The organism is Dongia soli, assembly GCF_034044715.1.
Classification (GTDB): domain Bacteria; phylum Pseudomonadota; class Alphaproteobacteria; order Dongiales; family Dongiaceae; genus Dongia_B; species Dongia_B soli.
The window spans coordinates 74644-99594 of record NZ_JAXCLW010000011.1 but is presented as its reverse complement, the minus strand read 5'-3'; the positions used below and the strand labels follow the sequence as shown (position 1 = coordinate 99594).

Here is a 24951-nt window from a genome sequence, read left to right as displayed (position 1 = left end):
CTGCCAAGGATGCTTCCCCAACCAAAGATGCTTCGATGACCCGCGAGTCCCGTTACGACATCCTGTTCGAGCCGGTGAAGATCGGCCCCGTGACGGCTAAGAACCGGTTCTATCAGGTGCCACATTGCAACGGCCTCGGCTATCGCGATCCGTCGGCGGTAGCGCGCATGCGCGGCATCAAGGGCGAAGGCGGCTGGGCCGTCATCTGCACCGAGCAGGTGGAAATCCATCACACCTCGGAAATCACGCCCTTCATCGAATTGCGCCTGTGGGACGATCGTGACATGCCGGCCCTCACCAAGATGGCCGAGGCGATTCACGAGCACGATGCGCTGGCGGGGATCGAGCTTGCCTATAACGGCATGAACGGCGCCAATTTCTATACTCGCGAAGTGCCGCTGGGGCCGAGCCATCTGCCGATCGCCACCTTCACTTACGATCCCTTGCAAGCGCGCGCAATGGATCACCAGGACATCCGCAATCTGCGCCGCTGGCACAAGAACGCGGCGATCCGCGCCAAGAAATGCGGATTCGACATCATCTATGTCTATGCCGCCCATGGCTTCAGCATCCTGCAGCATTTCCTGTCGCGGCAGTTCAATCACCGCACCGACGAATATGGCGGCAGCCTGGAAAACCGCATGCGCCTGCTGCGCGAGATCACCGAAGACACCAAGGAGGCGGTCGGCGACACTTCGGCCGTGGCGATCCGCATCGCCATGGATGAGTTGATCGGCACCGAGGGCATCCACAAGGCCGAGGTGATGGAAGTCATCGAGCGCATGGCGGAAGTGCCCGATCTCTGGGATCTCACGCTAAGCGACTGGAGCAACGATTCCCGCACCTCGCGCTTCACCGAGGAAGCTGCGGAAGAGCCCTTCGTCATCGGCGTGAAGAAATTGACCAGCAAGCCCATCGTGGGTGTCGGCCGCTTCACCTCGCCCGATCTCATGGTGCGGCAGATCAAATCCGGCATCCTCGATCTGATCGGCGCGGCGCGCCCCTCGATCGCCGATCCCTTCATCCCGAAGAAGATCGAGGAAGGCCGTATCGAGGACATTCGCGAATGCATCGGCTGCAATATCTGTGTGAGCGGCGATCTCACCATGTCGCCGAGCCGCTGTACCCAGAACCCCGCCATGGGCGAGGAATGGCGCAAGGGCTGGCATCCGGAATATATCCGTCCCAAAGACAGCGACAGCCGCATCCTGATCGTCGGCGCCGGTCCGGCCGGGCTGGAAGCGGCCCGTGCGCTGGGCGTGCGCGGCTATGAGGTGGCGCTGGCGGAAGCGACGAGGGAATTGGGCGGCCGGGTCGCGCGCGAGAGCAAGCTTCCGGGCCTCTCCGCCTGGGGCCGGGTGCGCGACTACCGCGCCTATCAGCTGCAGAAGATGACGAATGTCGAGATTTTCTATGACAGCGCTCTCGACGCCGCGCAGATTCTGGAATTCGGCTACGATCATGTCGCCATCGCCACCGGCGCCTCTTGGCGCCGCGACGGCATCGCGCACGCCCATCTGAAACCCATGCCGATCGCCGAGGGCGTCGAGGTTTTGACACCCGATGATCTCATGGCCGGCAAGCGCCCCATGGCGCGTGAAGTCACGGTCTTCGATGACGATCACTATTACATGGGCTCGGTGCTCGCCGAATTGCTGGCCAAGGACAATTACAAGGTCACCTTCGTCACGGCGTCGGTCGAAGTTTCCAACTGGTCGCGCAACACCATGGAACAGCACAAGATCCAGGCGCGCTTGATCGAGCTTGGCGTCGAGATCATCACCAATCAGGCCGTCGCCGCCGTAGCACCCGGCGAGATCACCTTGCGCTGTTCCTATACCGGCCGCGAGACAAGCCGGGCCGGCGGCGCTCTCGTCCTGGTGACAGCGCGGTTGCCGCATGACCAACTTTATCTTGATCTCACGGCACGCCAGAGCGACTGGGCCGATGCCGGGTTGAAATCGGTCAAGGGGATCGGCGATGCCTGGGCGCCCGGCACAATCGCCATCGCCGTCTATGCCGGCCGCCGCTTCGCCGAGGAACTGGATACGCCCGATATCGGCGATGCTCTCCCCTTCCGCCGCGAGATTGCGGAATTGCTGCAAGGATAAGGCCGATCTGGATGCTTCAGTGCCCGCCTGATCAAGCGCAATTGATCAAGGCCGAGGGCGCTCGGGGTACAGCCATGGTAATCTATCGCTTACTGTCTGAAGGAGGCGAATGATGTCATGGAAAAGCATCGCCATTGGCACCTTGATGGCAATGGCAGTGGCCGGCGCGGCAACCGCGCAGCAGGCGGCGCCCGATCAATCCGGTGACCAAGCGGTTGAGGGCGGCGTGCCTCGGACGGGACCCGGAATGATGGGCCCCGGAATGATGGGACTGGGCGGTGCGACTGGCGGAGCAGTAGGACCGTGGATGATGAACGGCTATGGTGTGCCAGGGACGATGGGCTGGCATGGCTATGGTGGGCCGCAGATGATGGACTGGCGCGGCCATGGCGCATTTATGTGCGAAACGATGGCCGGCCATATCGATGGCCGCCTGGCCTTTCTGAAGGCGGAGTTGAAAATCACCGACGCACAGGAAAGCTTGTGGCAGCATTACGCCGACGATCTGCGCAACAGTGCCGGAAAGATGGCGGAGCATTGCGCCGCCATGACTGGCGAGCAGGCAAAGGCCGCGCTTTCCCTGCCAGAACGGCTGAAGCTGCAGGAAACCTTCATGGCCCAGCAGCTCGATGTGCTGCGCGCGATGGAGCGCAGCCTCCAGCCGCTTTATGACGCGTTGAGTGCGGAGTAAAAGAAGGCCGCAGACCAGTTAATCTGGGGCCCGATGGGCATGATGTAGCGGTTTTGGAGATCGCGCTTTCGATCAGCTCCGCTGACAGGGGGAGAGTCGTCCCGTATAGTCGGACATCCTTCATGTCCGAGCTGGCTCCATGATTCTTTCTGATATCGAAGCTCTTTGCCTCGCACTGCACCGCCACGAAAGATTATTCGGCCTTGATCTTGGCGAGAAGACCATCGGCATTGCCATCAGCGATCCGGGGCTGCATGTCGCCTCGCCCGTCACCACCATCCGGCGCACGAAGTTCACGCTCGATGCCAAGGAACTGATCAAGCTGATCCAGGAACGCCAGGTCGGCGGCCTGGTCATCGGCCTGCCCTTGAACATGGATGGCAGCGAAGGTCCGCGCTGCCAGTCGGTCCGCCAGTTCGCCGCCAATTTCCTGCAACTGCACGAACTCCCCATCGCCTTTTGGGACGAGCGGCTCTCCACCGTCGCCGTCACCCGAGACATGCTGGAAGCCGATATGAGCCGCGCCAAACGGGCGAAAAACGTCGATAAGGCCGCGGCTGCCTTCATTTTGCAGGGAGCGCTGGATTTTCATCAGCGGCAGAAGGAGCATGGAGCAAGCCCGGGATAGGTGGGATGCTGTCACGCATGCCCCTTTGCGCTTTCCGCACTTGATTTTGCTAGGCAGGGCGGAAAGAGTGCCGCACACTCGTTCCGTCCATTAACTGTCACCCAGCATTCCGGGGAGTTTCATGTCGGCACCGCTTCAGGGTATTCGCGTTTTCGATCTCAGCCGCATTCTGGCCGGGCCGACTGCAACACAGATTCTCGGCGATCTGGGTGCCGATGTGATCAAGATCGAGCGGCCCGGCCAAGGCGACGATACGCGGAAATGGGGACCGCCTTTCGTCAAGGATGCCGAGGGCAAGAACACCACCGAAAGCGGCTATTACCTCTCGGTCAACCGCAACAAGCGCTCCGTCACCCTGGATATCGCCCAGCCGGAAGGCCAGGAGATCGCCAAAAGGCTGATCGCCAAATCGGATATCTTCGTCGAGAATTTCAAGGTCGGCGACATGGCGAAATACAATCTCGCCTATGAGCAGATCAAATACGACTTTCCCCGCCTGATCTATTGCTCCATCACCGGTTTCGGTCAGACCGGCCCCTATGCCCATCGCGCCGGCTACGATTTCCTGGCCCAGGGCATGGGCGGGATCATGAGCGTCACCGGTGATCCTTCGACCCCGCCCGTCAAGATCGGCGTCGCTGCCACCGATATCATCACCGGCATCTACGCGACGACCGGCATCCTCGCCGCTTTGCATCACCGCACGGCATCGGGTCGCGGCCAGTATATCGATATGAGCCTGCTGGATTCGCAGGTCTCGTATCTCGCGAATATCGGCCTGCATTATTTGACTTCCGGCGAGGTGCCGAAGCGGCTGGGCAACGAGCACCCCAATATCGTTCCCTATTCCGTGGTCAAATGTGCCGACGGCTTCTTCATCCTGGCCGTCGGCAACGATTCCCAGTTCGAGAAATTCTGCAGCTTCGCTGGTATGCCCGACTGGGCCAAGGATCCGCGTTTCGCCACCAATCCCGCCCGCGTGCAAAACCGCGTTGTGCTGTACGAGATGATCAACAAGGTGACGGTACAGCATCCGCAGAAGCACTGGATCGAGGGTCTGGAAGCGCTCAGCGTCCCCTGCGGCCCAGTCAATAATGTCGACCAGGTCTTTGCCGATCCGCAGGTCCTGCACCGGAACATGAAGATCAGCATGCCCTATCCGGCCGCGGCTTCCGGCCATGTCGATCTCATCGGCAGCCCGCTGAAACTGTCGGAAACGCCGGTCGATTACCGCCTGGCGCCGCCAACCTGCGGCCAGGACACCGATACCGTTCTGCGCGAGATGCTCTATCTCAGCGATGACGACTTGCGGAGCTTGCGGGAAAAGAACGTTATCTGACCGTTTGGTCGAGATTGCCCGACATCATTGTCATCGAGAATCGATTGACCGGAAAAGCTGGGGCGCGTAATTAGGCGCTTTAATGACTGCGCCCCAGACAACCCCGCCCCCAGGCCGGCCTTCGGCCTTTTTTCCCCACCGGCATCTGCTGGGGATCGAGGCATTAAGCGCCGATGAAATCGGCCGATTGCTCGATCTCGCCGATCAATACGCCAATATGCCGAAAGACGACGAGCGGGCGCGCCGTTTGCTGCGCAATCGCACCGTCATGAATCTTTTCTTCGAGGATTCGACCCGAACGCGCACCTCCTTTGAGGTCGCGGCGCTGCGGCTCGGCGCCGATGTCATCAACATGTCGGTCGGCACCAGCTCGATCAAGAAGGGTGAGACCCTGCTCGATACAGCGATGACGCTGAATGCCATGAAGCCGGACGTGCTGGTGGTGCGCCACGGCGATTCCGGTGCAGTCAGCCTGCTGTCGCAAAAGGTCGATGGTAGCGTCATCAATGCCGGTGACGGCCGGCACGAGCATCCGACCCAGGCCTTGCTCGATGCGCTCACGATCCGTCGCCGTCTCGGCCGCCTCAACGGTCTGCTGGTGGCGATTTGCGGCGATGTGCTGCACAGCCGTGTTGCGCGATCCAATATCCTGCTGCTCTCCAAGATGGGGGCGCGCATCCGGGTGATCGCCCCGACCACCTTGCTGCCGGGCAATGTCGAGCGCTTCGGCGTCGAGGTCTTTACCGATATGCGCAAGGGACTGAAAGACGTCGACATCGTCATGATGCTGCGCCTGCAGATCGAGCGTATGCAGGGTGCCTATGTGCCGTCGATCCGCGAATATTTCCATTTCTTCGGTCTCGATTACGAGAAGCTGGCCGCTGCCAAGCCGAATGCCCTCATCATGCATCCGGGCCCGATGAATCGCGGCGTCGAGATCGATTCCGAAGTGGCAGATGACATCAATCGCTCAGTCATCCGCGAACAAGTGGAGATGGGCGTTGCCGTGCGCATGGCTTGCCTGGATGCACTGACAAGGCCTTTAACGGGTGAGAAGGGAGCTGCGCAATGACGTCGCAACAGCAGCGCCCGCCGAAGCGCCAGCTTCGACCATTCGCTCTGGTCAATGCCCGGCTTATCGATCCTGCCGCCAAACGCGACGAGCAGGGCGGCGTGCTGGTGGAAGAGGGCGTCATCCGCGATATCGGCACGCAGATCACCAAGCACAACGTGCCGGAAGGCGCCGAGATCGTGGATTGCGGCGGCCATGTTCTGGCCCCTGGTTTGGTCGATATGCGCGTGCAATTGCGCGAGCCCGGCGACGAACACCAGGAAACCATCGAGACCGGCAGCCTTGCCGCCGCCGCTGGCGGTGTCACCTCCATGGTCTGCCTGCCGAATACTAATCCGGTCATCGATGATGTCGCCGGTGTCGAATTCATTGCCCGGCGGGCCCGCGAAACCAAGCGCGCCAAGGTTTATTGCTACAGCGCCTTGACCAAGGGCCTGGAAGGCAAGGACATCGTCGAAATGGGCCTGCTGCATGAAAGTGGCGCCCTCGGCTTCACCGATGCCTTGTCGGCCGTCGCTGACAGCCAGGTGATGCGCCGCGCGCTCTCTTATGCTCGCACTTTCGATCTGCTGGTCGTGCAGCATCCGGAAGAGCCGCGCATGGCGGCCGGTGGCGCGATGAATAGCGGCGAGCTGTCGAGCCGGCTGGGCCTTTCCGGCATTCCCGCCTGCGCCGAAGTGATGATGATCGAACGCGATCTCCATCTCGTCCGCATGTCCGGCGCACGCTATCACGTTGCGCATGTCTCAACCGCAGCGGCAATCGACACGATCCGCGAGGCGAAGCAGGAAGGGCTGCGCATCACTTGCGATACGGCACCACCCTATTTCTCGCTGAACGAGGCCGAGGTCGGCGACTACCGCACCTTCGCCAAGCTCTCGCCGCCATTGCGCGGTGAGGCCGACCGACGGGCGATTGCCGCCGCCGTCGCCGAAGGTGTGATCGATGCGATCGCCAGCGATCACGCGCCGCTTGATGTCGAAAGCAAGCGTGTGCCTTTCGCCCAGGCCGTGCCCGGCGTCATCGGGTTGGAAACATTGCTGTCGGTCAGCCTGGAGCTCTATCACAAGGGGCTGATGCCGCTCATCGATCTGATGCGCTGCCTCACCTGCCGGCCGGCCGATATTCTTGGGCTGCCCCAGGGCCGCCTCGCCAAGGGCGCGCCGGCGGATATGGTGCTGTTCGATCCAGACCGGCCGCATCGTCTCGATGCGGCGAAATTCCGCAGCAAGTCGAAGAACTCCTCTTACGATACCCGGCCGGTCCAGGGTAAGGTGCTGCAAACCTTCGTCGACGGTCGCCTGGTCTTCACCGCCGACGCTTAGACTCTTATTGAATAGAGGCGGATTCAGCTCACAAGTGGCATCGCTGGCGCGCTGACACTTGTGACCATCCGGCTCTAATACGAACCGGGGGCGGTGACATGGGTACGACTGAGGCAGCGACCGGTTTCGGCCTGGCGCAAATTCTGGTGCTGGCCGGGGGCTATCTTCTGGGATCGATTCCCTTCGGCCTGATCCTCACGCGCCTGGGCGGTTTCGGGGATATCCGTAAGATCGGCTCCGGCAATATCGGCGCCACCAATGTATTGCGCACCGGCAACAAGAAGCTGGCTCTGGCTACGCTGCTGCTGGACGGCGGCAAGGGTGCCGTGGCGGTCCTCGCGGGCCGCGCCTTGACGCCGATCCTGCTCCCCCAAGGAACGGATTTCGCCATCGCCGATCTCGGCGTGCTCGCCGGAACTGCCGCCATCATCGGCCATCTCTTTCCCGTCTGGCTGAAATTCAAGGGCGGTAAGGGTGTCGCCACCGGTCTCGGCACGTCGCTTGCCATCAACTGGCCAGTTGGCATCGCCGCCTGCCTCACCTGGCTGGTCGCCGCTTTCCTGTTCCGCTATTCCTCGCTCTCGGCCCTGCTCGCTTTTGCACTCTCGCCCCTCTATGCCTACTTCCTTGGCGACTGGCCCCAGGTCCTCTTCGCGGCCCTGGCCGCCGTTCTGGTCTGGATCCGGCACCATGAAAATATCCGCCGCCTGCTTCGCGGTGAGGAACCGAAGATCGGCCGCAAGAAACAGGCCTGAGAACCCTTTCGACCAAGCCGGTTGAAATTCCCCTTTTGTTCCTCTAGCGTCAGGCGATGTTCGACCTGACCGACAATCGCCGCCCGCTCCGTGATGCGGAACGTCTCGATTGGCTACGCCTCGCCCGCAGCGAAGGCGTCGGCCCCGTCATTTTCCGCCAATTGCTGCAACGGTTCGGCACGGCCCAACATGCGTTGGAAGCCTTGCCGGAATTGTCGCGGCGCGGCGGCAAGCAGCGGGCGATACAGCCTTTCCCCGCGGAGCGCGCCCGGGCCGAAATTGAGGCCGCCCAAGCGATCGGCATCCGGCATCTGGCTTTCTGCGAACCGGACTATCCCCTGGCCCTGGGGGCGATCGACAATGCGCCGCCGTTGATCACGATCCGCGGCCGGGTGGAGCTGCTGGGCGCATCGAAAATCGCGCTGGTCGGGGCGCGTAATGCCTCGGCCAATGGCCGCAAGATCGCGCAAGACATCGCCCGTGATCTCGCCGCAGCCGGCGTCGTGGTCGTCTCCGGCCTCGCCCGCGGGATCGACTGTGCGGCTCATCTTGGCGCCTTCCAGGCAACAGCCGGCGGCACCATCGCCGTGGTGGCGGGCGGTGCCGATGTGCTCTATCCGCCGGAGAACCAGGCGCTGTTCGATCGTCTCAGCAGGGAAGGGCTGGTGGTGGCCGAATTGCCGCCGGGTACTGTCCCGCAAGCCAAACATTTTCCTCGCCGGAACCGCATCATCTCCGGCCTGTCGCAGGCGGTAGTGGTGATCGAGGCGGCGCTGAAATCAGGCTCCCTGATCACGGCCCGTTTCGCTCTCGACCAGGGTCGCGACGTCATGGCAGTGCCCGGCTCGCCGCTCGATCCCCGCTGCCGGGGCGCGAACCATCTGATCCGCCAAGGTGCCCTTCTGGTTGAGGAAGCCGCTCAGATTCTCGAAAATTTGGATGGGCTTTCGGTCCTGCCACAGGACTATCCGAGCCGGTCCGTAGCACCGTTGGAAGCGCCCCAATGCGTTGAAAATGCTGATCAAAATGATACAGAGGTGGCACGGCGCGCGATTCTGTCACAACTCGGCCCCAGCCCGGTGGGAGTTGACGAACTGCTTCGGCAGTGTCAATGCTCTGCGCCCGTCATGGGTTTGGTTTTGCTGGAGCTGGATCTGGCCGGCCGTCTGGAACGTCACCCGGGCAACCGCGTTTCCCTGATCGCCTGATACCGGCAAGAGCCTCAGCCCGGGCGCATTCTGCAAGCTTGAGCATTGGATGGCATGAAGGTCGTCGTCGTCGAGTCCCCCGCAAAGGCCAAGACCATCAACAAATATCTCGGCAGCGATTATCACGTGCTGGCGAGTTTCGGTCATGTCCGCGATCTGCCGCCCAAGGACGGCTCGGTTCGGCCGGAAGCCGATTTCGAGATGAGCTGGGACGTCGAGGGCCGCGGCGCACAGAAGCTGCGCGAGATCGCCGCTGCGGTGAAGAAGGCCGACCGACTGATCCTGGCGACCGACCCTGATCGCGAGGGTGAGGCGATTTCGTGGCATATTGTCGAAGCGCTGCAAGAGAAGAAGGCGTTGGGCAAGGTGCCGGTCGAGCGGGTCGCCTTCAACGAAATCACCAAGCGCGCCGTCACCGAAGCGATCGCCAAGCCGCGCCAAATCGACCAGGAACTGGTCGATGCCTATCTTGCCCGCCGGGCCTTGGATTATCTCGTCGGCTTCACTTTGTCGCCGGTTCTCTGGCGCAAGCTGCCGGGCAGCCGCTCGGCGGGCCGCGTGCAATCGGTCGCTTTGCGCCTGATCTGCGAGCGCGAAGCCGAGATCGAAGCCTTCAAGCCGCGCGAATACTGGACCATCGAAGCGGTGTTCGAGACCCGCGAAGGCCAGACTTTCACCGCGCGTCTCACCCATCTCGATGGCCGCAAGCTCGATAAATTCGACCTGAAGGACGAAGCCACGGCCAAGGCCGCGACCCAGACGGTGAAGAACGGCATTCCGTTCCGCGTCTCCTCGGTCGAACGCAAGACGGTGAAGCGTAATCCCTTCCCGCCTTTCACCACCTCGACCTTGCAGCAGGAAGCCTCCCGCAAGCTCGGCTTCGGCGCCAGCCATACGATGCGGGTCGCCCAGCGCCTCTATGAAGGTGTGGATATCGGCGGCGAAACGGTCGGCATCATCACCTATATGCGTACCGATGGCGTGACCTTGTCGCAGGATGCGATCGACGCCAGCCGCAAGCTCATCTCCGAACAATACGGCATGAACTACCTGCCGCAGCAGCCACGCGTCTATCGGACGGCGGCGAAGAACGCGCAGGAAGCCCATGAAGCAATCCGGCCGACCGACCTCTTCCGCAAGCCCGATCGGCTGCGGCAATATCTCAGCCAGGATGAATACCGCCTGTATGATCTGATCTGGAAGCGCACGCTCGCAAGCCAAATGGAAAGCGCCGAACTCGACCAGGTCGCAATCGATCTGGAAGCGGCGGATAAGCGCTCGGTGCTGCGCGCCACCGGATCGGTGGTGAAGTTCGACGGTTTCCTGACGCTCTATCAGGAAGACCGCGACGATCCGCTGGAGGATGACGATAGCGGCCGGCGCCTGCCCAATCTGCAGCAGGGCGACGGCGTCAAGGCGACCGATGTCACACCGGAACAGCATTTCACCCAGCCGCCGCCGCGCTATAGCGAAGCCAGTCTCATCAAGCGCCTGGAAGAACTCGGCATCGGCCGGCCCTCGACCTATACCTCGATCCTGCAGACGCTCGAGGATCGCGCTTATGTCAAACTGGAGAAGAAGCGTCTCATTCCGGAGGATCGCGGCCGTATCGTGACGGTCTTCCTGACGAATTTCTTCGAGCGCTATGTGCAATACGGCTTCACCGCGGATCTCGAGGAAAAGCTCGACGATATCTCCGGCGGCCGGGCCGACTGGAAACAGGTGCTGCGCGATTTCTGGCGCGATTTCGCCCATCTCCATCAGCCGGATGAAGAGGGCAATGGCAAACTACCGTCGATGAGCGAAGCCGTCGCCTTTCTCGACAAGGGCATCGGCACCCGCTCCGTCGTCATCGACGCCTTGAACGAGGCTTTGGCGCCGCATTTCTTCCCCGATCTCGGCAACGGCAAGAATCCGCGCGCCTGTCCCGCCTGCAGCAATGGCGAACTCGGCATCAAGCTCGCCAAGAACGGTGCCTTCATCGGCTGCAGCAATTATCCGGAATGCCGCTACACCCGCCCACTGGCGGTCGCCAATGGCGAGGAAACGGAACTTGCCGGCCCGCAGGTGTTGGGCGCTGATCCCAAGGGCGGCGAGGTCAGCCTGCGAAAGGGGCCCTATGGCTTCTACGTCCAGCTCGACAGCGAAGGCGAGGCAAAGCCGAAACGCGTCTCGCTGCTGAAGAACATGACGCCGGAAAACATCGACCTGGATACGGCTTTGCAATTGCTGGCGCTACCGCGCGACATCGGCAAGCATCCGGAGACCGGCGAAACGATTCTTGCCGGCATCGGCCGGTTCGGTCCTTATCTGAAACACGGCTCTGCCTTCAAATCGATTCCGAAGGACGATGACGTGCTCACCATCGGCATCAACCGCGCCGTTGCCTTGCTCGCCGAGCCGAGCGGCCGGGGTCGGGGCCGCGCCGCAGCGGCGCCGGGCCGCGAGATCGGCAAGCATCCCGATGATGATGCGCCGATCACCGTGCATGACGGCCGCTACGGCCCCTATGTGAAACACGGCTCCATCAACGCCACGGTCCCGAAAGGCACCGATCCCGCCTCGCTCAGCCTCCAAGACGCCATCGCTTTGATTGCGGCGCGCGCCGAAAAGGTGGGCAGCGGCAAGCCCGGCCGCAAGACGGCTGCCAAAAAGCCCGCGGCCAAGAAAGCTGCGAACAAGAAGACTGCGGGGACAGAAACGGCTGTCAAAAAACCTGCTGCGAAAAAGGCGGCCGCCAAGAAACCCGCCGCCAAAAAGCCGGCGGCAAAGAAGGCCGCCGCGAAGAACTAAGGTGCGGGAATTTCAGCGGTCGGGTTGAGAGGCGGAGGGATCGGGGCTACGGCATAGTCCGGGCAATCTATCTGCCTGGAAGGACGCCGATGCCCGCCACCGATGCCTTATTTATCGATGAGATCTGTGCCGAGGATCGGTTGTCGATGAAGCATGAACCATCCCTGCCGAGATCGCCGAAGCGGACGCTGTCTAAGCGGGAACCAGCCGGCGAGTACTGGTCGGATATCTTCATGTATGAGCGCATGCTGGCCAAGGACGGTGCCTATGACGGTCGCTTCCTGACCGGCGTGCTGACCACCGGCATCTATTGCCTGCCCTCCTGCCCCGCCCGCAAACCGAAATTTGAAAACGTCCGCTTCTTTCGGAGCGAAGCGGAAGCCGTGGGCGCCGGCTTACGGCCCTGCCGCCGTTGCCGGCCGGATCTGTTCTATCGTGGCGGCGATTGGGACCGCGATTTGTTCGACGGCTTGCTGGTGCGCCTGCGCGCCGATCCCGGCGCTTTCCCCGATATCGCACAGCTGGTCGAAGCTGCCGGCATCGGCACCACCAAGCTGAATGACCTTATCCGCGATCACGCGCATCAGACGCCGGCCGCCTTGCTGCGGCGCGAACGGATCCGTACGGTCTGCGACCGCGTGCTGCATGGTAATGAGCGCCTTATCGATATCGCCCTCTCGGCGGGCTATGAAGGCGAGGCAACCTTTCATCGCCAATTCCTCACGCTGACCGGCATGACGCCGGGCGCCTATCGAGCGCTGCGTGATTCCGATCGCTTCCGTCTGACATTGCCAGGCAGCTTCCGACCGCGGGATGTTCTCTCCTATCACGGGCGCGATCCCAATGGTCCGGCAGAACGCGTCGTCGATGATCGCAAACTCGGCAAGGCACTGGTTATCGACAATGTGCCGGTGTTGCTGGAAATGACGTTTGAACCCGGCGCGGTGGATTGCCGGCTCACGGCGACAAAGCGCCTGAGCCCCGCAGCGATGGCGGAGATACATCGGATCGTCTGCCGCATCCTGGGTCCCGGCGGCGATGTCGCCGGTTTCGAAGGGCGTGCGAGCCGCATGCCGGACATCGCCCGGTTGATCCAGGGGCAGCGCGGTTTGCGCATCCCCTTGACCGCCACGCCTTTCGAAGCCTTGGCCTGGGCTGTGATCGGCCAGCAGATCAATGTCGCCTTTGCCACATCCCTCCGTCGGGCATTGATCGAGCTCTGCGGCGATCCCATTGGCGATGCGAACGGCATGAAGGCGCATCCGACCGCTGCGAGGGTCGCCGCGCTGGATTCGGCGGATCTGACCCAACGGCGCTTCTCCCGCGCCAAGGCCGATTACCTCATCAACATGGCGCGGTCGGTCAGTAGCGGTCAGTTGCCTCTAGACCGTCTGGGCGATGGCTCGGCGAAAGCGGCGGAAACGGCATTGCGCGGCATTCGCGGGCTCGGTCCCTGGACCACGAATTACGTGCTCATGCGTGGCCTGGGATTCGCCGATGCGGTGCCGGTCGGCGATTCCGCGCTCGCAACAGCACTGCAACGGTTTCACCACTTGGAAACGCGACCCGATGCCAAAGGGACGGCGCGCCTGATGGCGCCCTTCGCCCCGCATCGCAGCCTCGCCACCTGCCATTTCTGGGCCAGCCTGAAGATCGCCGCATGAAGAAAGGTTCCGCATCGATTGCAACGCCATCCTATTTCGCCGGCCGGATCGAGACACCTTTCGGTCCGGCTTTGGCCATGGTCGATGAGAAACGCCGCCTGATGCGCTTCGGCTTCCTCGCCGAATGCGATAACGGCCGCTGGCAAATCGCAGATTTCAACCTGCGCTGGGATGAGAGTGCGGTGGCCGAGATCGCCAGGCAGATCGACGCTTATTTTGCCGGCAGCCTGAAGCAGTTCGACCTCCCCTTGGCGCCGATCGGCACCGTCTTCCAGCAAGCAGTCTGGACCGAACTTCGTCGCATCCCCTTCGGCGAAACCACCAGCTACGCCCGGCTGGCGGCCAAGTTGCAGCGGCCACAGGCCAGCCGTGCGGTTGGCGCCGCCAATGGCGCCAACCCTATTTCCCTGATCGTTCCCTGCCACCGTGTGGTTGGCAGTTCCGGCGCCCTGACCGGCTATGCCGGCGGCATCGCCTTGAAGGAAGCGCTGCTGCGGTTCGAAGGGGCAATTGCCTGACCACTCGATGCCCGTCCGGCCTCAAGCTGGTACCCGATATGTAAGCGAGGACAATTTCGCTGATTGCTGGCCAGGGTGACGGCGAGCGGCTATGCTGCTCCGGCAAAAGAGCTGCGGAGTCACGAAATGGCCGAACGTCCGAAGGCGAAACCCACCGTTCAAGTCGATAACGACCGCGTGGTGGTCACCGAATGGCGCTTCGCCCCCGGCGCCGAAACCACTTGGCATAGGCATGGTTACGACTATGTCGTCGTGCCGATGACCACCGGCAAGCTGCAATTGGAGGACGGCAAGGAGACGCGCTTTGCGGATCTGACAGCCGGCGTTTCTTATTACCGACCGGTCGGCGTCGAACATAATGTCATCAATGCCAACGATTACGAGTTCGTCTTTGTCGAAATCGAATTCAAAACACCGATCCGATAAACCCGCCCGCAAGCGCGAGGCGGAAGATCCATCGGCGCCCGAACGGGGTGCGGCGCCGAAAGGGTCGAAGAAGGCGGTGCCGTTCCCGACCAAGGAGCAGGTCCTTGCTTTCATCCAGGACCAGGATACGCCGGTCGGCAAGCGTGAGATCGCGCGCGCTTTCAATCTGCGCGGCGCCGATCGCATTCCCCTGAAGGCCCTGCTCAAGGAGTTGGAACGCGAGGGCGAGGTCGATCGTGGCCGTGGCCGCCGCGTCGCCCGCAGCGGCGCCTTGCCGGAAGTGACGGTGCTCGAAGTCATCGGTCTCGACGACGATGGCGATCTCTGGGCCCGGCCGGTCGATTTCCGCAAGGACGATGCCGAACCGCGTATCCTGGTCATCGACAACAAGCGCACCGACCGGCCGCTGGCCGGCGGGGACCGCGTCTTGGCGCGCCTGGAGCGCAAGGAAGAGGATCTCTACGAAGCCCGGCCGATCCGGCGCCTGGAGCACCACGCACAACGCATCGTCGGCCTGTTCGAACGGCGGCGCGACGGCACCGGCCGGCTGACACCTACCGACAAGCGAATCAAGACCGACTTCAACGTCTCGCCCCATGATATTGGCCCGGCCCGCAGCGGCGATATCGTCATCGCCCATGTCGATCCGGCGCGCCGCCTTGGGACGCCGCGCGCTCGCATCGTTGAACGTGTCGGCAAACTGGGCGAAGCGAAATCCATCAGCCTGATTTCGATCGTCGATCACGGCATCCCGCTCGATTTCTCACCCGCCGCACTGGAACAGGCCGCCAATGCCAAAGGCGCCGCATTGGGCCAGCGCACCGATCTTCGGCAGGTGCCGTTGGTTACCATCGATGGCGACGATGCCCGTGATTTCGATGATGCCGTCTTCGCCAGCCCCGATGAAAACCCGAACAATCCGGGCGGCTGGCGTTTGCTGGTGGCGATTGCCGATGTTGCCCATTACGTGCGGCCCGGCGATCCCCTGGATAAGGCGGCGCGGGAGCGCGGCAATTCAGTCTATTTCCCCGATCGGGTCGTGCCGATGCTGCCGGAGGAATTGTCCAACGGCTCGTGTTCCCTGAAGCCGCAGGAAGAGCGGCCTTGCATGGCGGTCGAAATGACCATCAATGCGGAGGGGAAGAAGCTCGGCCATCGTTTTATGCGCGGCCTGATGCGCTCCGCCGCCCGCCTCACCTATGACCAGGTGCAACGTGCCGTTGACGGCCAAACGGATGAGCTGACGGCGCCGCTTGTCGAACCGGTCATCAAACCGCTTTACGGTGCTTTCCGCGCCTTGCTGACGGCACGCGAAAATCGCGGCACGCTGGAGCTGGATATCGCCGAGCGACGCGTCTTCATCAACAACGAGGGTGAGGTCGAACGTATCGTGCCGCGCGCCCGGCTCGACAGCCATCGCCTGATCGAAGAATTCATGATCGCCGCCAATGTGGCTGCGGCGGAAAGCTTGGAAACCCGCCGGCAGCCCTGCATGTATCGCGTTCACGACGCACCCGATCCCGCCCGGGTCGATGCTTTGCGCGAGTTCCTGCGCGGCCTCGATTTGCCGCTCGCCAAGGGACAGGTCCTCCGGCCGAAGCATTTCACCGCTTTGCTGAACAAGGCTGCCAACTCGCCCTATGCGGCAATGATCAACAGCCTGGTGTTGCGCACGCAAACGCAAGCCGTCTATTCGCCGGAGAATCTGGGCCATTTCGGTCTCGCCTTGCAGCGTTATGCGCATTTCACCTCGCCGATCCGGCGCTATGCAGATCTGCTGGTCCATCGCGCCTTGATCAGCGGTTACGGATTTGGCGATGACGGCTTACCGCCAGGCGCCGAAGCGACCTTTCCCGAAACAGGCGATCATATTTCCGCCACCGAGCGCCGGGCCGCGGCAGCCGAACGCGAAGCGATCGACCGCTATACGGCTGCCTTCCTCGCCGAGCGGGTCGGCGAGGTCTTCGCCGGCCGGATCACCAGCGTCACACGTTTCGGTCTTTTCATCTCCCTGGAGGATACCGGCGCCGACGGGCTCGTGCCCATCAGCACCTTGCCCACCGATTTCTACGATCATGACGAGCGAGGTCATGTGCTGGTCGGCCGCCGCTGGGGAAGGGTCTATCAACTTGGCGCGCCAGTCGAGGTAAGGCTGGTCGCCTGCGTGCCCTTGACTGGTGGGATGACCTTGGAAATCGTTGGCGGGGGTGAGATCAGTGCTGTACCAGCCGGGTCGGCGGAAACCGGTCGTCAGGAGGCGGGGTTCGGCCGGCCCAAGCGCCGTGCCGGCGAAGGCAAATTGGCCCCTGTTCAGTTGGCCAATCCGCGCGGTGGAAAGCAGGTTCGCAACAAATCCGGTCAAAAAAAAGCAGCGCGCCACGGGCCCGATGGTTCGGAGGACGGGGCAAGGGGCCAAACACGGAAAAAACGGGGCCGATAGCGACTGAAGACAGGCCGATAAACGAAGCGAAGCGGCTGGAGGGGCAATCCGGTCTATCGTTCGCCAGCTATGCCAAATCGCCGGCAGCCGCCCGCGATAAGTCGCTGGCGTCAGTCGGGCTTTCTGCTAATCTTGCTGCGTTTGGTCAAACTGGCGGTGGCCGCCGGGTACGGCCGTTTTTCGCTTGGGTATGCCAGTGTCGACGATATCGCGCATGGAGTCGCGTGCCGAAGGATTTGCTCCTGTCTTGCGTTTCCTGACCCCCTTCTTACTTCTCCCCAGCTTCATCGTCCTGATCGGTTGCGCCAGTTCCGGCGACGGGCCCGCATCGGAAGCCGATGCACATCTGACCAAGGAAATGTTCGAGCGGGGCTTTGAGGATGTCGAAGCGTTCTACATCACCCGGCCGGATCTGTCGCAACTGGCCATGGCCGGGATGCAGCAACTGACCAGCCTGGACCCCGATATCGCCGCCGTCCGGATCGACAACCAGGTTAATCTGTCGGTCAATCAGCAGACCGTCGACAGCTTCTCCATCCAGTCTGACTACAAGGCCGACGATTGGGGCAAGCTGACCGCCAAACTGACGGATGAGGCCATCACCAAATCGCCGAAACTGGGCCAGACTCCGGTCGAGAAAATCTACGAAGCGATGTTCACGGGGGTGGTGAGCAAGCTCGATCCCTTCTCGCGCTATGCCAGCGCGGAAGCGGCGCGGGAAAACCGCGCGGTTCGGGATGGCTTTGGCGGGATCGGCGTTCGCATCTCCGTCGAAGACGGCGTCGTCCGGGTGATATCGGTCATGCATTACACCCCCGCCGAGCGGATGGGACTGAAACGTGACGACGTCATCGTGAAGATCGACGGTCAATCGACCGAGGGCCTGTCGCAAAGCGATGTGGTCGATCGCCTGCGCGGCCCGGTCGACAGTACGATTTCCCTGGCCGTCAAGCGCGCCGATGTCCCCGATCCCATCCACATCACCCTGGTCAGGTCCCATGTCGTCCCCGAGACGGTTTCTTATCGGCGCGATGGCGATATCGCCTATCTCAGGATCTACAGCTTCAATTCGGAAACTTCGGACAGCCTGAAACGCTCGATCTATGATGCCAAGACCGAGATCGGTCCGCGTCTGGCGGGCTATGTGCTGGATCTGCGGGACAATCCCGGTGGATTGCTCAATCAATCTGTGGCGACGGCCAATCTCTTCCTGGAAGACGGCCGCATCGTTTCGACCCATGGCCGCCATCCCGACAGCCATCAATATTTTGAAGCGACCGGTGGCGATATCGCCGATGGCCGCCCCATCGTCGTGCTGATCGACGGCAATTCGGCCTCGGCCGCGGAAATCGTCGCAGCGGCGCTGCAGGATAACGGCCGGGCCGTTGTCGTGGGCACCAACTCCTATGGCAAGGGAACGGTACAGACCGTGCTTGCCATGCCGAATAAGGGCGAGATCGTCCTTACCTGGGCGCGGTTCCATGCTCCCTCCGGCTATACCCTGCATCATCTCGGCGTTCTGCCGACCATCTGCACCAGCGGCCGGAGCGATCCCGACAAGCTGGTGCAGGATCTCGTTTTCGGCAGGCTGACGCCGGTGCCGACCGCCCAGCGCAACGCGGTCAATCCGGAAGACACCGCCGCGCTCGATGCCTTGCGCAAGACCTGTCCGGCGCGTACCAACGATTCACCGGTCGATATGGAAGTAGCGGAACACCTGCTGCATCAGCCAACCCTGTTTGCCAGTGCCATGCGATTGGCGGAGCCGCCGTCAACGGCAGCCAATGACGAGCAGGCGAACGACGATATTCCGGCCTTGATTCCGGCCTTGGTCAATTAGGTCCGGTCGACGAGCCGATGCCGGATACTGCCGACGCCGCATCATCACCCTCCGCTTCGAAGCGGTACCCGGCGGTTAAGCCGGTCGATGCCGCGGGTCTCGTCCTGATCCGCCAGAGCCATAACGGTCCGCCGGAGGTTTTGCTTGGCCGCCGGCATATGCGATCCGGATTCCTGCCGGACATCTATGTCGTGCCGGGCGGCCGTGTCGATGACGAGGACAACCTGCCCTCCGGCTTCCCCGAGGCTCCGCATCCCGCCGTTGCCGCCATGCTCGATTCCGGCGGCTGCAAGCGCCCTGTCGCTGCCTTTCTGCGCGCGGCGCTTCGGGAGACCCATGAAGAAACCGGGCTTCTCGTGGGACGCGAGATGACGAAACCGATGCGGGATGAGCAGGTGGCCGACCTGCACATTTGGCGAGCCTACGCCGCCGCCAATCTGGTGCCGGATCTCGGCAGCTTGGATTTTCTGCTGCGCGCCATTACGCCCGTGACCTCACCCCGTCGCTATAACACCCGCTTCTTCCTGGCCGATGGCGGGCAGGCTGCCGGCACGCTGATCGGCAATGGCGAATTGGAGGATCTCGGCTGGCGCCGGCAGAGCGATTTGGCCGACCTGAACATCGTCGATGTCACTCATGCCGTCCTGGCCGAAGCCTTCCGCCGTTGGGAGATTCGCGCCGCAATCGGCATGACGCGGCCTAAATTGCTGAATTACAAGAACAATGTGATGACTCTCAGCCACCACCGCGACCGCGGCGACTAGTTCCGACGGCAAGGCCGGGCTTGACATCGGGCGCTTAACCGCTATTTTGCGCCATCTTTTCGACAATCGTCTTACGCTAGGTTTTGAGGGGCTGTTATGGCCAAGGCTAATACCATTCAGATCAAGTTGGTCAGCACCGCTGATACCGGCTACTACTACGTCACCAAGAAGAATCCGCGCACCTCGACGGAAAAGTTGGAATTCAACAAATACGATCCCGTCGTGCGCAAGCATGTCCCGTTCAAGGAAGCGAAGATTAAGTAACCTGCCGCTCCTGGAACGGTCCGGTCTTCAGACGGAACGAGGCGCCCGGTTATCCGCGGCGCCTCGTTCGTTTGTGCTATCGGCGGGCTTCTACGAGAGGGCGGAGAGCGGGTCGATTACAGCCTGATTGCGGCCACCCTGCTTCGCTCGGTAGAGCGCCGCATCCGCCAGCTTGATCAGCTCATCGCCCGGCATTTCCATCGCGGTCGCGGCAACACCCACGCTGACCGTCACATTGAGGCCGCCTTCCGGCCCGTCCGCCAGCATCATGGGCGACTCGGCAATGCGCTTGCACAAGCGTTCGCCGGCACGCAGGGCGGCTTGGCCATCCGTATCGGGCATCAGGATCACGAATTCCTCGCCGCCGAAACGCGCCACCATGTCGATGTTGCGGACAGAAGCCGCGGCACGCTGGGCAAATTGCTTCAGCACTTCGTCGCCAGCGGCATGACCATAGGTATCGTTGACGCGCTTGAAGAAATCGAGATCGCAGACCAGAACCGCGACGGGCTTGCCGGTCTGCACCACGCGCCGCATCAGACCTTCGAGATGCCGCGTGGCATAGCGCCGGTTATAGAGGCCGGTCAGGCCATCGGTCAGCGCCATCGAGAGGCTGCGTTCATAATTGTTCCGCAGACGGTCCTGGAAGCGCCGCCGCCGCACCTGGATACGCACGCGAGCCAGCAGCTCATTGGGATCGATCGGCTTCATCAGATAGTCGCTGACGCCGATATCGAGACCCTTGACCAGGCGCGGCATGTCGTACTCATCGACCATCAGCAGGATCGGGACCTGGCGGGTTTCCTCCTGCGAGCGTAGATGCGAGCAAAACCGCAACCCGTCTTCACCGCCAACCTGGATATCGCTGATGATGAGATCGAACTTTTCCGTGTTGGCCAGCTCGGTCGCCTTTTGCACATTGTCGGCAAAGACCACCTTGTCATGATCGGCATCGAGAATGCCCTGAATACGCTGCGCGGTGGGCGCAAAGCTCTCGACAAGCAAAATCTGGGCATGCCGGTCGTCATCGACATTGGGCTCGGACCCATCGCCGAGAATGTCGAATTGGCCGGAAGTCTGTTCGCGCATACGCCATTCGTCCATCATCATCTTGAGACGGACCAGCGAGCGGACACGGGCGAAGAGGGCGAGATCGTTGACCGGCTTGGTGAGAAAATCGTCAGCACCGGCTTCCAGACCGCGCACCCGGTCCGACTGGTCGCTGAGGGCGGTCACCATCACCACCGGCAAGAAGCGCGTGGCGGCATTGGCGCGGATCCGGCGGCAAACCTCGAAGCCATCCATCTCCGGCATCATTACATCGAGCAGGACAATGTCCGGCGCCTGCTTGTCGACGATATCCAGGGCTTGTTGACCGCTACTCGCGGTGACGACTTCGAAATATTCGGCGGCGAGTTTAGCTTCCAGCAGACGAACATTCGCGGGTATGTCGTCTACCACCAGGATACGAGCGGACATCGGCTGAAATCACTGTAGGAAACGGTCAACCGTTTCAAGGAACTGCACGACCGAAATCGGCTTGGCGATATAGGCTTCACACCCGCCTTCGCGAATCTTTTCCTCGTCGCCTTTCATCGCAAAGGCCGTGACGGCAATGATCGGAATCGCCTTGAGGTTGTCGTCTTCCTTGATCCACTTGGTGACCTCCAGCCCGGACACCTCCGGCAGCTGGATATCCATCAGGATCAGGTCCGGCTTATGCTGGCGCGCCAGCTTCAGCGCCTCCATGCCATCCTTGGTCTGCAGGATGTTGTAGCCATGCGCCTGGATCAGGTCGTGGAACAACTTCATATTCAACTCGTTGTCCTCGACGATCAGAATCGTCTTCTCTGCCGCGCGACGACGTTTTTCCTCTGGCGACAGTTGTTCCCGTTCCGACATTTCCGGCGCCTCCAACCGTTTTACGCAGCAATTCCCCAAAGGATGCCAAGAAATTTGCCGACATACGATTTAATATCTTATGAAAAGCAGAGTTTGGTTATCAATTGGTTAAACAGGATTCGGTAAAACTAGTACAGCTAGTTGTAGGTATGAACTGGCGGTTGGAGGCATGATGCGGGTCAGAATTGGTATCGACCTGGGTGGAACCAAGATCGAGGGGGTCGCGCTGGACAGCCTGGGGCAGATCCTGGCCAAATTGCGTCAACCCACCCCGCGCGAAGACTATTCTGGAACCGTCGAGGCCATTGCCACGGTGGTCCGCGGCGTCGAAGCCGGGCTCCCCTCAACTATCCGTGACAAGCTCCAGGAAGTCCCGACTGTCGGGATCGGTATCCCGGGCAGCCCCTCGCCACGTACCGGACTGATCCGAAACGGGAATTCGACCTGGCTGAACGGCCAGCCGCTGCAGCGCGACGTCGAAAAAGCTCTGCTCCGCCCGGTTCGCTTGGCCAACGACGCCAATTGCCTGGCCGCCTCCGAAGCGACCGACGGTGCCGGTCGTGGCGCAAGGGTGGTCTTCGCCGTCATCCTGGGAACCGGGGTCGGTGGCGGAATTGCGATCGACAAGCACCTGTTGGAAGGCCGCAACGCGATCGGCGGCGAATGGGGCCATATGCCCCTCCCCTGGATCAATGAGGCTGAATTCCCGGGATCACGCTGCTGGTGCGGCCGGTACGGCTGTATCGAAACCTGGCTGGCCGGCCCGTCCCTCGCAGCGGACCATGCCAAAATCAGCGGCCAGCAGATGACAGCGCCGCAGATTACCGCCGCTGCGGATGCGGGCGACAGCGCGGCGGTGGCGACCATGGAGCGTTACGAGGATCGGCTAGCGCGGGCCTTCGCCTCGATCATGAATGTGCTGGACCCCGATATCTTCGTGCTGGGCGGCGGCATGTCGAATTGCCAGCGCCTCTATACGAACGTGCCGAAGCTGCTGCCCCGTTACGCCTTCAGCGACTTCGTCGATACGCCGATCGTGCAAGCGGCCCATGGCGATTCCAGCGGCGTCCGGGGTGCTGCCTGGCTGTGGCCCTTGACGGCAGAGGAAACGGCGATGTGATGACGAGGCGGCATTGAACGGCGCGTCGGGAAGCACGTCCGGGAGCACAGCCACGACAAACATGACACCCGGCTTCTGCCGTGATTGCGGCGCCTTGTTGTCAGCGATCAGCGATGGGGACCGAGCCAAACGCTGTCCCGATTGCCGATCGCCGCGCCTGCTCTATCATGCCGAGCTGCACGAGCTGCAGATCGGACATATCGATTGCGATGCCTTTTATGCTGCCATCGAAAAGCGCGACAATCCCAGTCTGCGTGACAAGGCGCTGATCATCGGTGGCGGTCATCGCGGCGTTGTTTCCACCTGCTGCTACATTGCGCGGATGTCGGGCGTCCGCTCCGCCATGCCGATGTTCAAGGCACGCAAGCTGTGCCCGGAAGCCACTGTGATGCCACCGGACATGGCAAAGTATCGGGCGGTGGGCTTGCAAGTGCGCGAGATGATGCAGCGGCTGACGCCCCTGGTGGAGCCGCTCTCTATTGATGAGGCCTTTCTCGATCTCTCCGGCACAACGCAATTGCATCGGCGCAGCCCGGCCCAATCGCTCGCAGATCTTGCCAAGCGCATCGAACAGGAAATCGGCATCACTGTTTCGATTGGACTCAGCTATAATAAATTCCTGGCGAAAATCGCCTCGGACCTCGACAAGCCGCGCGGTTTCTCGATCATCGGACGCAATGAAGCACGCGCATTTCTGGCGCAAAAGCCGGTCACCCTGATCTGGGGAATCGGCAAAGTCGGCGCGGAGCAATTGGCGAAAGACGGCATCACCATGATCGGACAATTGCAGGAAATGGAGCTGTCGGATCTGGGGAAACGCTACGGACAGATGGGCCTGCGGCTCTACTACCTCGCGCGCGGCGAGGATGAACGCAGCGTCGATGTCGATGCACCAACGAAAAGCATCTCCGCAGAAACCACCTTCGACGAAGACATCGCCGACTTTAATGTCCTGGCTCATGAATTGTGGCCGCTGTGCGAGAAGGTTTCGGCACGATTGAAGACGGCCGGTCTGGCCGGTCAGGTGGTTCATCTCAAGCTGAAGACGGCTGGCTTTCGTACCGTGAGCCGGCAGGTCAGCCTCTCGGCGCCGACCTGTCTCGCCGAAACGCTCTATCGTGCCGGCCGACAGTTGCTGGAACGTGAAAGCAATGGGACCTGGTATCGGTTGATCGGTATCGGGACCGGCAATTTCCATCCTTTGTCGGATGCCGATCCCCTCGATCTCGCCGACCCCGAAGCCGACCGGCGGCGGAAACTTGAAGCAGCCATGGATGCCGTGCGCGCCAAGCTCGGCAAGGATAGCATCCTCAAGGGCCGAAGCCTCGCCCGCACCAAGCCGGCCGGTCCAAATGGAAAGGATCGGATCGAATGAAGAAAAAACGGGCAAATGATCAGCAGGAAGCGGAGAAAGCCCTGGTCGGAGCCATGGCTGCTGAGATGGTCGAGACGGATATGGCCATCGGGCTCGGCACCGGCAGCACGGTCCGGCATTTCGCTCAGGCGCTCGGTCAGCGCATCCGCATGGGATTACGGGTCCGCGTGATCTGCACGTCGCGGCAGAGCGAAATGCTGGCGAAGCAGAATGATATCCCGACCACCGATTTCGACCGCGCGCGATCTCTCGATCTCTGTGTCGATGGCGCCGATGAAGTTTCCCTCAATTTCGATATGATCAAAGGCGGCGGTGGCGCCCTGCTCTACGAGAAGATCGTCGCGGCAGCATCAAACCGGCGGATCTATATGGCTGACGCGACCAAACTCGTGGGTAAGCTTGGAGAGTTCCCGCTGCCGGTGGAGATTTGCCGTTTCGGTCACCAAAACGTCCTGTCGCATCTGGCGAAATTGGCCCAGCAATGCGCGTTGCGGCAACGCGACGGCGATCCCGTCATCACCGATGCCGGCAATTATATCGCCGACTGCCAATTCGGTGAAATCGACCGGCCGGCGGAATTGCACCGCCAGCTCTGCGACATTCCCGGCGTCGTCGAGACAGGCTTGTTCTGCGGCATGATCGATACGCTGATCACCATCAGGAACGGGAAGCCCGTGGTACTCACCTCACCGGGGGAAGTCTTCTGGGGCTCCTGA

21 protein-coding genes are annotated in these 24951 nt (G+C 61.8%); 19 read left to right on the top strand and 2 right to left on the bottom strand.

Annotated elements, in window-relative coordinates:
- Nucleotides 1-35: 35 nt before the first annotated feature.
- The 16 genes from SMD27_RS22445 to rpmG all read left to right on the top strand — a co-directional run bounded on the left by SMD27_RS22445 (nt 36) and on the right by rpmG (nt 19838).
- Nucleotides 36-2111, top strand: coding sequence for an oxidoreductase (locus SMD27_RS22445; RefSeq protein WP_320510685.1), 2076 nt, complete (start codon nt 36-38; stop codon nt 2109-2111).
- A gap of 109 nt (nt 2112-2220) precedes the next feature.
- Nucleotides 2221-2802 carry a Spy/CpxP family protein refolding chaperone gene (locus SMD27_RS22440; protein ID WP_320510684.1) on the top strand — a complete coding sequence of 194 codons (582 nt, stop codon included), beginning with the start codon at nt 2221-2223 and terminating at the stop codon, nt 2800-2802.
- A gap of 139 nt (nt 2803-2941) precedes the next feature.
- Nucleotides 2942-3430 (top strand): Holliday junction resolvase RuvX, encoded by a 489-nt coding sequence (gene ruvX, locus SMD27_RS22435; RefSeq protein ID WP_320510683.1) that lies wholly within the window; start codon nt 2942-2944, stop codon nt 3428-3430.
- Between the two features lie 121 nt (nt 3431-3551).
- A complete protein-coding gene (locus SMD27_RS22430) occupies nt 3552-4769 on the top strand; it encodes a CaiB/BaiF CoA transferase family protein (protein ID WP_320510682.1) in 1218 nt (405 codons plus the stop codon).
- 82 nt (nt 4770-4851) lie between these two features.
- Entirely contained in the window at nt 4852-5841 is a 990-nt protein-coding gene (locus SMD27_RS22425; protein WP_320510681.1) for an aspartate carbamoyltransferase catalytic subunit, read from the top strand.
- Nucleotides 5838-7166 carry a dihydroorotase gene (gene pyrC / locus SMD27_RS22420; protein ID WP_320510680.1) on the top strand — a complete coding sequence of 443 codons (1329 nt, stop codon included), beginning with the start codon at nt 5838-5840 and terminating at the stop codon, nt 7164-7166. Before SMD27_RS22425 ends, pyrC begins: the two co-directional genes overlap by 4 nt.
- Before the next feature lie 98 nt (nt 7167-7264).
- Complete coding sequence (gene plsY / locus SMD27_RS22415; RefSeq protein WP_320510679.1) at nt 7265-7921, top strand: glycerol-3-phosphate 1-O-acyltransferase PlsY; 657 nt, start codon at nt 7265-7267, stop codon at nt 7919-7921.
- A 56-nt stretch (nt 7922-7977) separates the two neighbouring features.
- Complete coding sequence (gene dprA / locus SMD27_RS22410) at nt 7978-9129, top strand: DNA-processing protein DprA (protein WP_320510678.1); 1152 nt, start codon at nt 7978-7980, stop codon at nt 9127-9129.
- Between the two features lie 54 nt (nt 9130-9183).
- Nucleotides 9184-11922 (top strand): type I DNA topoisomerase, encoded by a 2739-nt coding sequence (gene topA, locus SMD27_RS22405; RefSeq protein ID WP_320510677.1) that lies wholly within the window; start codon nt 9184-9186, stop codon nt 11920-11922.
- An 89-nt stretch (nt 11923-12011) separates the two neighbouring features.
- Nucleotides 12012-13586, top strand: a complete 1575-nt coding sequence (locus SMD27_RS22400) for a DNA-3-methyladenine glycosylase 2 (protein ID WP_320510676.1) — start codon at nt 12012-12014, stop codon at nt 13584-13586.
- Nucleotides 13583-14104, top strand: a complete 522-nt coding sequence (locus SMD27_RS22395) for a methylated-DNA--[protein]-cysteine S-methyltransferase (protein ID WP_320510675.1) — start codon at nt 13583-13585, stop codon at nt 14102-14104. The genes SMD27_RS22400 and SMD27_RS22395 overlap by 4 nt, the downstream gene beginning before the upstream one ends.
- Nucleotides 14105-14230: 126 nt before the next feature.
- Nucleotides 14231-14530, top strand: a complete 300-nt coding sequence (locus tag SMD27_RS22390) for a cupin domain-containing protein (RefSeq protein ID WP_320510674.1) — start codon at nt 14231-14233, stop codon at nt 14528-14530.
- On the top strand, nt 14496-16970 hold the full coding sequence (gene rnr / locus SMD27_RS22385; RefSeq protein ID WP_320510673.1) for a ribonuclease R: 2475 nt from the start codon (nt 14496-14498) through the stop codon (nt 16968-16970). Before SMD27_RS22390 ends, rnr begins: the two co-directional genes overlap by 35 nt.
- 214 nt (nt 16971-17184) lie before the next feature.
- Nucleotides 17185-18810 carry a S41 family peptidase gene (locus tag SMD27_RS22380; RefSeq protein ID WP_320510672.1) on the top strand — a complete coding sequence of 542 codons (1626 nt, stop codon included), beginning with the start codon at nt 17185-17187 and terminating at the stop codon, nt 18808-18810.
- Between the two features lie 17 nt (nt 18811-18827).
- Entirely contained in the window at nt 18828-19574 is a 747-nt protein-coding gene (locus tag SMD27_RS22375) for an NUDIX hydrolase (protein ID WP_320510671.1), read from the top strand.
- Between the two features lie 96 nt (nt 19575-19670).
- Nucleotides 19671-19838, top strand: a complete 168-nt coding sequence (rpmG, locus tag SMD27_RS22370) for a 50S ribosomal protein L33 (RefSeq protein ID WP_320510670.1) — start codon at nt 19671-19673, stop codon at nt 19836-19838.
- Nucleotides 19839-19928: 90 nt separating this feature from the next.
- Here the strand turns inward: rpmG and SMD27_RS22365 are convergent, their stop codons facing one another.
- Both SMD27_RS22365 and SMD27_RS22360 read right to left on the bottom strand, forming a co-directional pair.
- Entirely contained in the window at nt 19929-21317 is a 1389-nt protein-coding gene (locus SMD27_RS22365; RefSeq protein ID WP_320510669.1) for a PleD family two-component system response regulator, read from the bottom strand.
- 9 nt (nt 21318-21326) lie between these two features.
- The gene (locus tag SMD27_RS22360) at nt 21327-21740 is read right to left on the bottom strand and encodes a response regulator (protein WP_320510668.1); all 414 of its coding nucleotides are present in this window, start codon (nt 21738-21740) and stop codon (nt 21327-21329) included.
- A gap of 169 nt (nt 21741-21909) precedes the next feature.
- Here SMD27_RS22360 and SMD27_RS22355 point away from each other — a divergent pair, with 169 nt between their 5' ends.
- The 3 genes from SMD27_RS22355 to rpiA all read left to right on the top strand — a co-directional run bounded on the left by SMD27_RS22355 (nt 21910) and on the right by rpiA (nt 24951).
- Complete coding sequence (locus SMD27_RS22355; protein ID WP_320510667.1) at nt 21910-22860, top strand: ROK family protein; 951 nt, start codon at nt 21910-21912, stop codon at nt 22858-22860.
- A 61-nt stretch (nt 22861-22921) separates the two neighbouring features.
- Nucleotides 22922-24235: a DNA polymerase IV gene (locus tag SMD27_RS22350; protein ID WP_320510666.1), complete on the top strand. Its 1314-nt coding sequence runs from the start codon at nt 22922-22924 to the stop codon at nt 24233-24235.
- Nucleotides 24232-24951 carry a ribose-5-phosphate isomerase RpiA gene (rpiA, locus tag SMD27_RS22345; RefSeq protein WP_320510665.1) on the top strand — a complete coding sequence of 240 codons (720 nt, stop codon included), beginning with the start codon at nt 24232-24234 and terminating at the stop codon, nt 24949-24951. Before SMD27_RS22350 ends, rpiA begins: the two co-directional genes overlap by 4 nt.